The organism is Nocardia ninae NBRC 108245 (assembly GCF_007990755.1).
GTDB classification, from domain to species: domain Bacteria; phylum Actinomycetota; class Actinomycetes; order Mycobacteriales; family Mycobacteriaceae; genus Nocardia; species Nocardia ninae.
The window spans coordinates 1-11417 of sequence record NZ_BJXA01000102.1 but is presented as its reverse complement, the minus strand read 5'-3'; the positions used below and the strand labels follow the sequence as shown (position 1 = coordinate 11417).

12 protein-coding genes are annotated in these 11417 nt (G+C 67.4%); 6 read left to right on the top strand and 6 right to left on the bottom strand.

The window, feature by feature from the left end; all coding sequences use genetic code 11:
• Window positions 1-734: 734 nt before the first annotated feature.
• Complete coding sequence (locus tag NN4_RS39970) at window positions 735-1412, top strand: O-methyltransferase (protein ID WP_147142352.1); 678 nt, start codon at window positions 735-737, stop codon at window positions 1410-1412.
• A gap of 534 nt (window positions 1413-1946) precedes the next feature.
• On the opposite strand, the gene NN4_RS39965 is transcribed toward NN4_RS39970, so the two are convergent.
• From NN4_RS39965 to NN4_RS39955, 3 genes are read right to left on the bottom strand one after another with little or no spacing between them, the layout of a single operon-like run.
• Window positions 1947-2519, bottom strand: a complete 573-nt coding sequence (locus NN4_RS39965; RefSeq protein WP_147142349.1) for a 3'-5' exonuclease — start codon at window positions 2517-2519, stop codon at window positions 1947-1949.
• A 43-nt stretch (window positions 2520-2562) separates the two neighbouring features.
• Window positions 2563-3558: a zinc-binding dehydrogenase gene (locus NN4_RS39960; protein WP_147142346.1), complete on the bottom strand. Its 996-nt coding sequence runs from the start codon at window positions 3556-3558 to the stop codon at window positions 2563-2565.
• A 52-nt stretch (window positions 3559-3610) separates the two neighbouring features.
• Window positions 3611-4291: a TetR/AcrR family transcriptional regulator gene (locus NN4_RS39955; RefSeq protein ID WP_147142343.1), complete on the bottom strand. Its 681-nt coding sequence runs from the start codon at window positions 4289-4291 to the stop codon at window positions 3611-3613.
• A 91-nt stretch (window positions 4292-4382) separates the two neighbouring features.
• On the opposite strand from NN4_RS39955, the gene NN4_RS39950 reads away from it, so the two are divergent.
• The gene (locus NN4_RS39950; RefSeq protein ID WP_147142341.1) at window positions 4383-5885 is read left to right on the top strand and encodes an MFS transporter; all 1503 of its coding nucleotides are present in this window, start codon (window positions 4383-4385) and stop codon (window positions 5883-5885) included.
• A 208-nt stretch (window positions 5886-6093) separates the two neighbouring features.
• Window positions 6094-6987, top strand: coding sequence for an SDR family NAD(P)-dependent oxidoreductase (locus NN4_RS39945; RefSeq protein WP_246181342.1), 894 nt, complete (start codon window positions 6094-6096; stop codon window positions 6985-6987).
• A 4-nt stretch (window positions 6988-6991) separates the two neighbouring features.
• Here the strand turns inward: NN4_RS39945 and NN4_RS39940 are convergent, their stop codons facing one another.
• Genes NN4_RS39940 through NN4_RS39930 form a run of 3 tightly spaced genes read right to left on the bottom strand, consistent with a single transcriptional unit; the run spans window position 6992 to window position 8771 of the window.
• Entirely contained in the window at window positions 6992-7348 is a 357-nt protein-coding gene (locus NN4_RS39940; RefSeq protein WP_147142338.1) for a hypothetical protein, read from the bottom strand.
• Complete coding sequence (locus tag NN4_RS39935; RefSeq protein ID WP_147142335.1) at window positions 7348-8436, bottom strand: polymorphic toxin type 44 domain-containing protein; 1089 nt, start codon at window positions 8434-8436, stop codon at window positions 7348-7350. The genes NN4_RS39940 and NN4_RS39935 overlap by 1 nt, the downstream gene beginning before the upstream one ends.
• Entirely contained in the window at window positions 8433-8771 is a 339-nt protein-coding gene (locus tag NN4_RS39930; protein ID WP_147142332.1) for a hypothetical protein, read from the bottom strand. The genes NN4_RS39935 and NN4_RS39930 overlap by 4 nt, the downstream gene beginning before the upstream one ends.
• A 182-nt stretch (window positions 8772-8953) precedes the next feature.
• Here NN4_RS39930 and NN4_RS39925 point away from each other — a divergent pair, with 182 nt between their 5' ends.
• The 3 genes from NN4_RS39925 to NN4_RS39915 are packed head-to-tail and all read left to right on the top strand — an operon-like array spanning window position 8954 to window position 10983.
• On the top strand, window positions 8954-9604 hold the full coding sequence (locus tag NN4_RS39925; protein WP_186818854.1) for an urease accessory protein UreF: 651 nt from the start codon (window positions 8954-8956) through the stop codon (window positions 9602-9604).
• A 25-nt stretch (window positions 9605-9629) separates the two neighbouring features.
• Window positions 9630-10340, top strand: coding sequence for an urease accessory protein UreG (gene ureG, locus NN4_RS39920; protein ID WP_147142329.1), 711 nt, complete (start codon window positions 9630-9632; stop codon window positions 10338-10340).
• Window positions 10330-10983, top strand: a complete 654-nt coding sequence (locus tag NN4_RS39915; protein ID WP_147142326.1) for an urease accessory protein UreD — start codon at window positions 10330-10332, stop codon at window positions 10981-10983. The genes ureG and NN4_RS39915 overlap by 11 nt, the downstream gene beginning before the upstream one ends.
• The last annotated feature ends 434 nt before the right edge of the window (window positions 10984-11417 follow it).

Here is an 11417-nt window from a genome sequence, read left to right as displayed (position 1 = left end):
CTCTCGGAACGCAACCACAGCCAGATGACCACGCTGGAACTGAGCGCCGCGTGAGCGACTGCGGAGGTAAGCCGGGTACGGCACACGACGTGCTCAGCACTACTCACGGGAAAACCTGGGATAGGTCTTCAGCTCACTGGATTGTTCACCTGGGGAGTTCTTGATTGCTCCTATCGGGGAGGTGAACCTTGGCGGTGTGTCTTGGGTGTACCCGTTTAGGCCCGCGCGCTCAAAGACCTCCGGGGTGAGCTGACCTGAGGGTTTGTGGCGGTCGGTGGGATGCCCGGATAGTGCTTGGCGCGTCGGGTGGTGTTGCCGGCTTTCTCTTCCGCAACCGGGGATGGGCAGGGCGAAAGTTCCGGCGTGGGGACTGGCTGTGGTGCTGTTTTCGGGATCTTTCGGGGAAGGACGCAGTCGAAATGAGGGGGGCGCGGGCAGGCCGTGAGCAGCCGGAGCAGGACGGGTGCGCGGGGGACCGCAAAGGCGGACACCTTTGTCAGTGCACACCTTTTTCCCAAGCCGCACACCTCGTATACCGGGTGTGCGGCTCGGGAAAAAGGTGTGCGGGTGCCTAACGGGTGTGGGCGGCGAGGGAATGCGTCGCTTCGGGCGGCAGCCGCACTCCCTCTCGGGATACGCACCCACTAGGCCGCCCCAACGGGTGCGGATCCCCAGAGAGAGTGCGGGCTTGCTGTGGTGGGCGGGGGAGCGGGTGCGGTGGCAGACTGCGAGGTATGACGACAACCGAATGGGCCGATGTCGATGGTTACATCGTGGACACTCTGGTGCAGGACGCGGCGACGGCGGCGGCGCTGACGGCGAATGCCGCGGCGGAGTTGCCTGCGATCGATGTGTCTGCGCCGCAAGGGAAGTTCCTGTATCTGCTTGCGCGGACGGCGCGGGCGCAGCGGGTGCTGGAGATCGGCACCCTCGGCGGGTACAGCACGATCTGGCTTGCTCGCGCGGTCGGCGAGAAGGGGCAGGTGGTCACGCTCGAGTTCGAGCCGAAACATGCCGAGGTCGCGCGCAAGAACCTCGACGACGCCGGGGTGGGCGAGCGGGTCGACATCCGCGTCGGCGCGGCCCTGGACAGCCTGCCGGTGCTGGCCGAGGAGACCCCTGACCCATTCGATCTGGTGTTCATCGACGCCGACAAGGTCAACAACCCCAACTACGTCCAGTGGGCCCTGCGCCTGACCCGCCCGGGCTCGGTGATCATCGTCGACAACGTCGTCCGCCACGGGGGCCTCGTCGACGCCACCTCCGAGGACCAGGCCATCCGTGCCAGCCGCGCCACCGTCGAGCTGCTCGCCGCCGAACCGGCACTGGATGCGACCGTCGTGCAGACCGTCGGCAGCAAGGGCTGGGACGGCTTCGCCTACGCAGTGGTGAACGGCGAGCCGACGGACTGAGCGCACCTGCGAGATCGCGGGCGGGCAGATTGCACTGTCGTCCGCGATCGGTCGCGCGGATCGGCAGCTGGGGCGTGGGCATGGATCATGAGCTCGGCTGTCGAATCGCGGGCGGCCACGTTGCATCGTGGTCCGTGATTGCTCGCGGGTGTGGCTGGGGCACCGACACCCGCGCTGTCGTCCGCGATCGGTCGCACGGATCGGCATCTGGGCGTGGGCATGGATCACGAGCTCGGCTGCCGAACCGCGGGCGGCCACGTTGCATCGTGGTCCGCTATTGATCGTGGGCGCGGCCGGTGCACCGACACCCGCGCTGTCGTCCGTGATCGATCACCCTGCGCGCTAACGGTGGAACCGGCTGCGCGTCAACGGTGGAACCGGCTGCGCGCTAACGGTGGAACCGGCTGCGCGTCAACGGTGGAACCGGCTGCGCGCCAACGATCGAACCCTCTGCGTGCCAGCGGGCTAACCGCCTGCGTGCCAGCGGTCGAACCCTCCGCGCGCCAACCGTCGACTCCCTGCGCGCCAACCGCATCAGTCCGTAGTCGTCACTCGCCACGCCCCACGTCCAGCGATGTCGAGGACGAGGGCGGCGATGTTCCACGCATCGTCCTCGCCGCGGTGATGCCGTCCTTCGAGCGGCAGGCCGGCGATCCGCAGCGCCCCCGCCATCCCTTGCCGCCGGTCGAGACCATAGGCCTCGCTGAAGACCAGTTTGGCGTTGGTGTGCCGATGCCCGAAGGGGTAGGGCGTCCCGGTGGTGTCGCACTGCCGCAGGAACTGTTTGCGGTCGTAGTCGCCCCAGCTGGCCCACGGGCGGATTCCTGCCTCGTGCTCGGTGGCGAGCAGCCGGCAGGCCGCACTGAACTCGACGCCCGTGTCGACCTCCTCCTGGGTGAGGCCGGTCAGCTCGGTGCAGAATTCGCTCACCGTGGACCGGGCCGGTCGAACCAGGATGCGATGCTTACCGCGCCGCTCACCCGCCGCCAAATCCACTACGGTCACACCGATTTCGATGATCTCGCTGACCGCATCGGGCGGCGTCCGGCCGTCCCAGCAGGTCGCCTCGACATCGATGACATTGAGCAGCCCCGTGTTTCCTCCCATGGGCGTAGAGCGTAGGGAGCGCGCACCGAGACGACCAACCGGTTTACGGGATCAGCACGACCTTGCCGGTCGTACCGCGGTTCTCCAAGGCGTGGTGCGCCGCGGCAGCGTCGGCGAGCGGGAATCGGTGGACCGCGGGCCGTAGCCGCCCGGCGGCCGCCTCGGCGATCGCACGGTCCTCCAGGGTGCGAAGGTCACCGCCCGCGCGCTGGAGCATCGGCGGGCCGAGCACGAACTCGGACGTGATGCCGCGCGCGGCGAATTCATCTGCGGAGAGTGGCGGTGTCCCAGCGTCTTTCGGATCTTGACCGGATGCACCGAAGACGAGATGCTGCCCACCTTTGCCGAGCAGCTCGATGGCGGCGCGGGCCGTCTCGCCGCCCACCGAGTCGAACAGCACTGTCGCCGAACGGTCCCCGAGGTAGTCGCGGACCTGATCAGGCCAGTCGGCGAGCAGGTAGTCGACCGCGAGGTCCGCTCCATTACGTTGCACCAGTTCGACTTTCGCGGGACCACCCGCGAGACCGACAACGGTCGCCCCGGCATTCTTCGCATGTTGCACCAGCAGCGTGCCGATGCCACCCGCCGCCGCCGTCACGATGACAACGCTGTCCGCACCGAGCTCGGTGAATTGCAGAATGCCCATGGTCGTGCGACCGGTCCCGATCATCGCGACCGCCTCGGCAGGGTCGAGATTCGCCGGAATCTCGTGTAGCCGAGCAACTTCCGTCACCGCGGACGACGCATACCCGCCGGGCACCATGCCCAGGTGCGCGACCACCTGCTTACCGATCCAACCCGCGTCGACCTCCGCGCCGACCGCATCGATCGTCCCGGCGACCTCACGCCCGGGCACCGTCGGCAACTCCGGAACGGGGTAAGGCCCGGACAGTCCCTTGCGCAACGCGGTGTCGATGAGATGAACTCCGGCCGCAGCCACGGTGATTCGCACCTGACCCGGCCCCGGACTGAGATCGGGCAAGGTCTCGTAGCGCAGATTGTCGGCCGGGCCGAAGGCGTGAAGACGGATCGCGTGCACGGTGGCTCCTGTTCGTGATGGTCACCGACCACCGTGCAACATGAAGCTAGGTTCAGGTCAAGTCGGCCCGCCTGCGCGCCTTGGCCTCGAAGCCGTCGCAGAGCGCGGCGAGACCGGCGTAGAGCAGATCTTCCTGCGAGAGGTCATTGATCCCGCTGCCCTCCAGGTCAGCGAGCGCGGGCGGCACCGGAAACTGTGATTTTCCTTTCAGCATCGTGCGCAATCCGTTGTCACCCTCCGGGTTCATCCCCTTTCGCGCCATCAGCGCGGCGCTGATGTGCGGCAGGGTCGCGCCGGAGATGTGATTCCACACGCTGAACGCCATGGTCGTGGCTTCCCTGGTCGACACATTCAGCTCGGAAAATCCCTCGACCATCCACGCCAGGCAGGCCAGGCTTTGCGGGCCGAAGCTGTAGCGCGGCGTGGCGAAGGTGAGGAGCACCCACGGATGTTGCTGGTAGAGCGCCCAATCGATCTCGGCGGCGATGCGGACCCGGTCGCGCCAGGTCCACTGCTGGCCCTCGGCGGAGGGGTAGGGATTGCGCCGCGCCACCTCGTCGGTCATCGCCTCGAGCAGTTCGTCCTTGTTCGCGACGTGCCGGTACAGGGACATGGCGCCGACGCCCATCTTGTCGGCGATCCGACGCATGGACAACGCGTCGAGGCCCTCTTCGTCGGCGAGCGTTATGGCGGTGTCGATGATGGCGGCTCGGTTGAGCTTGAGCTCAGTCATCCCATGACTCACTTTCACTTCCGGGGGAGCTTGCGTACACTGTACTCCAGTTGTGCGTACGGCGTACGCGAGATGGAGAGGAATACCTAGGATGACAGACGTTGAGGCGGTGCGGTCCGCGCAGGCGGCGCCCACTGTCGGCTCGCGCCGCGCATGGTTCGGGCTCGCGGTGTTGCTGCTGCCGGTGCTGCTGGTGTCGATGGACATCTCGGTGCTGTTCCTGGCGATGCCGACCCTCACCGTCGATCTCGACCCGTCGGCCGCCCAGCAGCTGTGGATTCTGGACATCTACGGCTTCCTGATCGCGGGCCTGCTGATCACCATGGGCAATCTCGGTGACCGGATCGGGCGGCGCAACATCCTGCTCGTCGGCGCCACCATCTTCGGCATCGCCTCGGTCGTCGCCGCCTTCGCGCCGAGCGCCGCGGTGCTCATCGTGGCGCGGGCGCTGATGGGTGTCGGCGGCGCGACGCTGCTGCCGTCCAGCCTCGCGCTGATCTCCACCCTGTTCCCGGACGCCCGCGAACGGGCCGCCGCCATCGGCGTGTGGACCGCGTTCTTCGCGGGCGGCTCGGCCGTCGGCCCGATCATCGGCGGCGTGCTGCTGCACCAGTTCTGGTGGGGTTCGGTCTTTCTCATCAACATCCCCGTGCTGCTGATCCTGCTCGCCTTCGGTCCGTTCGTGCTGCCCGAACATCGCTCAGGCGTGCTCGGACCGCTGGACCTGCCGAGCGTCGCGCTGTCCATCGGCGGCATCCTGCCGCTGGTGTACGGGGTCAAGCACGCGGCGGCCAACGGGATCGACGCGGAGTCGGTCATCATCGCGCTGCTCGGCGTGCTGATCCTGATCGTGTTCGTGCGCAGGCAGCGCACCCTCGACGAACCGCTGCTCGACCTGCGGCTGTTCTCCAGGGCCGGGTTCTCGGTGGCCATCGGGTCCAGTCTCGTCGGCATGATGTCGCTGGCCGCGATGAGCTACCTCACCAGCATCTACCTCCAGTCGGTCACCGGACGGGACCCGCTCGCCGCGGCGCTGCTCGGGATTCCGATGGCGGTCGCGGTCTTCATCTTCTCGATGAGCGGTGCCCGGGTCGGTCATCGCTTCGGCACCCGCAACACCTTCGTGTTCGCGCTGATCGCCTCGGCCGTCGGCAATCTCATGCTGCTCGGCGTCGGCGTGCACGGAGGTCTCGGGTGGTACCTGGCCGGATCCACCATCGCGGGCATCGGTTACGGCCTCGCCTTCACCCTGGTGTCGGACGTGGCGGTGTCCTCGGTCCCCGCCGAACGGGCCGGCTCGGCCGTCGGCATCTCCGAAACCAGCTTCGAGCTCGGCAACGCGCTCGGCCTCGCCCTGCTGGGATCGCTTGCCGCACTGATCTTCCGCTCCGGCGGCGACTTCGCGGCCACCCTCGGCGAGACCATCCACGAGTCGGGCGACAACGCCGCGCTGATCGAGTCCGCCCGCGAATCCTTCGTCTCCGGAATGCATATCGCGACGGCGGTCGGCGCCACACTGCTCGTCGCGATGGCGATGATCGCGCGATTCGCCTCGCCCGCCCGTGTCCGTTCCAACGCGGGAGCGGCGCACTAGCGAGGGCCGACCTTCGGGTGATCCACCGGAATTCACCGATCCACCCGCGAACGCCGTCGCATGCGGTAGCCCTGATCCCACGACTGCCGGGATCAGGGCCATCGAACGCGACGGGTTGTGCCGGCGCGATACTGGGTTGTCACGGCGTCGCCCGCTTGTGCCCTACGATCGCCACCCAAATTGGCGCGCTGCTAATAGAGTCGGAGGCGTGAACGAGACTCCGGCGCAGAGCAACGGGCGGCCGATCGCCGAGCGAGTGGCGACGCGGCTGCTGTATCCGACTTCTCGCCCGCGCGCGAAGACGCTGCGCGAGGCCGTGGACGGCAAGGTCGTGCTGGTCACCGGCGCGTCGCACGGCATCGGCAAGGCGAGTGCGCGCAAGCTCGGCGCGGCGGGCGCGATCGTGCTGCTGGTCGCCCGGTCCGCCGACGACCTGCGTCAGGTCGCCGCGGAGATCGAGGCCGACGGCGGCACCGCGCACGTCTATCCTGCTGATCTCACCGACATGGATGCGGTGGAGCGGCTGGCTCGTCAGTTCCTGGACGAACACGGCCACATCGATGTGGTGATCAACAACGCGGGCAAGTCGATTCGCCGCTCTATCAGCGACTCTTACGACCGCTTCCACGATTTCACCCGCACCATCGACATCAACTACCTCGGCCCGGTGCGCCTGCTGCTCACCCTCCTGCCGGACATGCGCGAACGCAAACAGGGCCACATCGTCAACATCTCCACCTGGGGTGTGCTCATGCCGCCCGCCCCGCAGTGGGCGGCCTACGGCGCATCGAAGTCGGCCTTCGACGTGTGGCTGCGCAGCGTCGCCGCGGAAGTCTCCGGCGACGGCGTCACCACCACCTCCATCTACATGCCGCTGGTGCACACCAGAATGAGCGCCCCCACCGACTTCAGCCGCGTCCCCGGCCTCACCGTCGACGAGGCCTCGGACCTCGTCTGCCACGCCGTCACCACCAGGCCCCGCGAGATCGCACCATGGTGGTCGGCCCCCGTCCAAGCCTGGACCAACCTCACCCGCAACCAGGTCCAACGCTTCTTCGAACGCGGCCTGTCCCTTTTGCCCGGAAGTTCGAGCCGGACCTAGTCGATTACAGCGGGATCCAGGTCGGCCACCACGGCGGAATGTTGTTCTCGCAGATCGGTGACGGGTAGTCGCTGCCGTGGAACAACCACAGCGTGGCCCACACGATCAGCACTGCGGCGATGACAGCGGCGACGCAGGCGAGCGCCGTCCGATGACTCACCCTTTGCGTGACCGCATACACAACCCCGGTTACCGCGACGGAGACGACAAAGGTGGCGGGCAAGTAGAGCAACAGCAGCACCATCGCATTGCCGGCACCGCCGACGTCGCAGGCGCTCCACATGCGCCCGAGCAGTATCACCGTGCCGAGAGCGGCACCCACACTGGCGATTACGCAGACGGCGGGGCCGGGGTTGCGCATCAGTTCTCGTGCCTGAACTGGGTGAGATCCCGGCCGTCGTTCTCGGCGGCTTCCATCTTGTCGATCGCCTCGGTCACACCTTGGTGGAACTGTTCCGGCGTCATGTTGGGTCCGTATTTGTTGTAGAGGTCGATCCCGGCTCGCATGGTGATCTGGTCTGCCTCGTCGTCGTTGCCGGTTATCGCCTCGCCGAGCGAGGCACCCTTGATCAGGGTCTCGGAGTCGATCCCCGCGGCGCGGCCGACGTATCCGTAATGGATGTTCGAATAGATATCGTAGTAGACCTTCCGGTCGGTGCCGGGCTGCTTGAAATAGAAGTCGTTGGACGTCTTCAGGTCGAATTTGCTCTGTAGCTGTGGTTTGTGGTCCCACGCTTGTCCCGGCGCGACCTTCACGCCCCACATGGTCAGGGCGGTCATGATGTCGTTGCCGTAGTTGCGGCCGAACTCGTACCACTTCGGCTTGCGCAGCAGCCCCTGGATCATCTTGACGGTGTCGGAATTGATGTTCCGTTTCATCTCGTCGAAGATGAAACGTTCCGCGTCGGAGAAGCGTTTTTCATCGAGCGTGGTCTGGCTGCCGCCGATCGCGTCGAACTCGGTCTTCATCGCCGCGCTGAGTTTCGTCAGATCCTGTTGCAGCCGCCTGTCTTCGGTTTCCACGCTATTGGCGGCGGTGACGATTTGGCGTTCCCATTCGGCTCGGGTCGATTCCAACGCAGGCGTCGGATCGCTTCCTTGCGGCAAGGAGACACCGAGCGTCGACCCCACCGCAAAGCCCGCGGCCTCAGCGGAGGTGATGTGTTGGCGCGCGTTCTTCAACGGGGTGCTGACGTCCCAATAGCCCTGCTCGAGCCGGTCCGCCGAGGCCGTCAGGGTATCGGCCATCGCGTACGCCGTCTTCCGGTCCTTACCGGCCCGGTCCAGCGCTGCCTCGGCGGCCACACCCTGCCAGTCGGGCGCGGTGACGCTGCCGACGTACCGTTCGAACAGGTTCTCGATTTGCGGGCCGATGCGTTTGAACGCCTGAGCGATATCCCAGATGGGCTGGGCATCGTACTTTTCCAGCTGGCGTCTGGTCGGCGTCATTTCGGTTTCTGCCAATCACCGGAGGACTTGGTGAAGGTGGCGGCCAAGCTCACCGCGCTGGCCTCCTCGGCCTTCTGGAACTGCACCGTGACCGCGTGCATGAGATCCCCGATCTCGCCCAGCCGACCCGACACCGCGGGCACCAAACTGGTTTGCACATCGAGCGCCATCAGGCTCGCCGCGACGACCGATTCGAGGGTCGAGTTCCCGCCGAACGGTAGTAGGACTTGGATCGGGACAGCCTGCAGTGCATCCAAATCGGATGCCTCACCGCTCAATTTGTGCAGTGTTTTCGACGCGGTCCCCAGTTTTTCCAGATCGACTTTTATCGTCATCGACGATTCCCCATTTCGACACCGGTACGCGCGATGTATATCGTCGCGGCCTGACCTTGCAGAATAATGGACCAGGCAGCCGACCGGAAGATGCGGCCAACCCCCCAATTCTTCTGGTGGTACAGAACCGGACCGGCCAGCCCGGGACACGCCCAGCGACACGCCGGGCATAGGATCCCCCGGTGGGTGAAATCGGTCCGACGAGTCTGGCGACGCTGTTCGCGCTGGCAGATTCGCGATTGCCGATCGGCGGGCATGTGCACTCCGGTGGTGTCGAGGAGGCGGTGGCGTCCGGCCTGGTGCGCGACGTCGCGACGGTCGAGCTGTACCTGCGCCGCCGGATCAGCACCTCGGGCCTGGTCGCGGCATCGCTGGCGGCCGCGGTGTGTGCGGGCGCGCTGGAACCGCAGCGGGCCGAAGCCGAAGCAGACGCGCGAACTCCGTCGCCCGCCGCACGTACGGCGTCGCGCGCGCAGGGCCGCGGCCTGTTGCGCCTGGCCAAACAGCTGTGGCCGCAGGAGGATTGGTCCACGCTCGGCCCGCGCCCACACCTGTCGACCGTCTTCGGCCTGGTCGGCGCCGCCTGCGCGGTGACCCCTCAGGAGACCGCGGGCGTGGTCGTCTATACGACCCTCACCGGGGCCGCCACCGCCGCCCAACGGCTGCTCGCACTGGACCCCGCCGCCATCGCAGGCTGCACCGTCCGCCTCGCCGACCTTTGCGATCGCACCGCGGCCGAAGCGGCCGACGGCCTCGCCTGCCTGTCCGACCCGCTACAGGACGTACTCGCCCAACGCCATCTGCACCGCGACATGCCTCTGTTCGCCAGCTGAATCCCCGGAAGAAGGAGATCGCCCCATGCCACCGCACCTGATCGACGGTGAACCGCACGACCACACCCACGATCGGCCGAAACGCCAGCGCACCCCCGGGGAGGCGCTGCGCATCGGCATCGGCGGCCCGGTCGGCTCCGGCAAGACCGCACTGGTGGCCGCGCTGTGCAGGCAGCTGCGCGAGGAACTTTCGCTCGCGGTGCTGACCAACGACATCTACACCACCGAGGACGCCGACTTCCTGCGCCGCCACGCCGTGCTGCCGGACGAGCGGATCACCGCGGTGCAGACCGGCGGCTGCCCGCACACCGCCATCCGCGACGACATCACGGCCAACCTGGACGCCATCGACGACCTGATCGCGGCGAACCCGCCGCTGGATCTGATCCTGGTCGAATCCGGCGGCGACAACCTCACCGCCACCTTCTCCTCCGGCCTGATCGACGTGCAGATCTTCGTGGTCGACGTGGCAGGTGGTGACAAGGTGCCGCGCAAAGGCGGTCCCGGCGTGACGTTCTCGGATCTGCTCGTAGTCAACAAGACCGACCTGGCCCCGCTGGTCGGCGCGGATCTCGGCGTGATGGAGCGCGACGCCGCGAAGGTGCGCGAAGGCCGCCCGACCGCGCTGATCTCGCTCACCGACGACCCGGCCGCCACCCCGGTGCTCGGCTGGGTGCGCGAGCAACTGCGCGTTATCGCCGAGCAAGACGGCGCCGAATCCGCTGTTGCGCACTGAAGTACGGATAGTCGCGACCACCGCGGCGCTGCCGGAGATCCACGCGAGCGGCGGGCTGTCGGCCCGCCGCACCGGCCCGCACACCGTGCACCTGATCGGCACGGCGGCGACTCCGCTCGGCGGGGACGAGCTCGACATCACGATCGTGGTCGGTCCCGGCGCGCGGCTCGCGGTGCGCTCGGTCGCCGCCACCATCGCGCTGCCGAGCGCGGCGACTCCGTTCTCGGTGGCGCACTGGCACTTCCAGGTCGACAGCGGGGGAGACCTCGACTTCGATCCGGAGCCGACGATCGTGGCGGGCGGCGCGCGGCACCACACGATCAGCTCGGTCCTGCTGGCGCCGGATGCCCGGCTGCGCCTGCGGGAGCGGGTGCAGATCGGACGTTCCGGCGAAGACACCGGCAGTTGGCACGGCGACCTGATCGCCGACCTCGGTGCGACCCCGCTGCTGCGACACCGTGTGGAACTGGGTGCGGGCACAGCCGCCGATGACCAGCTGGCGGCACCGCGCGCGCTGGAGAGCGAACTGCGCTACCCGGACGATCGACCGGCGGAAGCACCGGGTTTGACCGAGACCCGTCTCCCACTGGCAGCGGGCGGCACCCTGCTCACTCGGACGGGCTCACTCCTCGCCGCCCGTTGATCGAGGCGGCTCCGAAGAGCGCTCCGCTCGAGATCGTTGCCACTTCCGGAGCAGGAACGCGGCCGTAATACCGACGACACCGAACAAGGGCACGCCGCCGAGCAATACGACCATCCAGTCGCCGGTCTCCACCGCATCTCCTCGCGCCGATTGCTGTCATGTTGCGCTGATCTTGTACCCCGGAAGACTCGCCGAAAGCGACGCGCCGAATCAGAAACACGTCCGGGTGGCGAAGGTCACCGCGGCGCGTACTCCGCCCACAACGGGACAAAGAGAAAGGGTGGGAACTCGACAGTGTCGTCGGGCTCCCACCCTTTTTCGCTAACCGCGGCACGAAGTGGTCAGTCGCCGACGACCCGCGAGGGGGCGTTGAACGCGTTGACCGCGCCGACGGCCGCACCGGCCGCCGCACCGATCGCGGCCGCCGGGATGGT

Bases quoted from the DNA above. Each gene is read 5' to 3' on its own strand.
- NN4_RS39955 (WP_147142343.1), bottom strand. From the start codon at position 4,291: ATGACTGAGCTCAAGCTCAACCGAGCCGCCATCATCGACACCGCCATA.
- NN4_RS39965 (WP_147142349.1), bottom strand. From the start codon at position 2,519: ATGGGAGGAAACACGGGGCTGCTCAATGTCATCGATGTCGAGGCGACC.
- NN4_RS39950 (WP_147142341.1), top strand. From the start codon at position 4,383: ATGACAGACGTTGAGGCGGTGCGGTCCGCGCAGGCGGCGCCCACTGTC.
- NN4_RS39930 (WP_147142332.1), bottom strand. From the start codon at position 8,771: ATGACGATAAAAGTCGATCTGGAAAAACTGGGGACCGCGTCGAAAACA.
- NN4_RS39935 (WP_147142335.1), bottom strand. From the start codon at position 8,436: ATGACGCCGACCAGACGCCAGCTGGAAAAGTACGATGCCCAGCCCATC.
- NN4_RS39970 (WP_147142352.1), top strand. From the start codon at position 735: ATGACGACAACCGAATGGGCCGATGTCGATGGTTACATCGTGGACACT.
- ureG (WP_147142329.1), top strand. From the start codon at position 9,630: ATGCCACCGCACCTGATCGACGGTGAACCGCACGACCACACCCACGAT.
- NN4_RS39940 (WP_147142338.1), bottom strand. From the start codon at position 7,348: ATGCGCAACCCCGGCCCCGCCGTCTGCGTAATCGCCAGTGTGGGTGCC.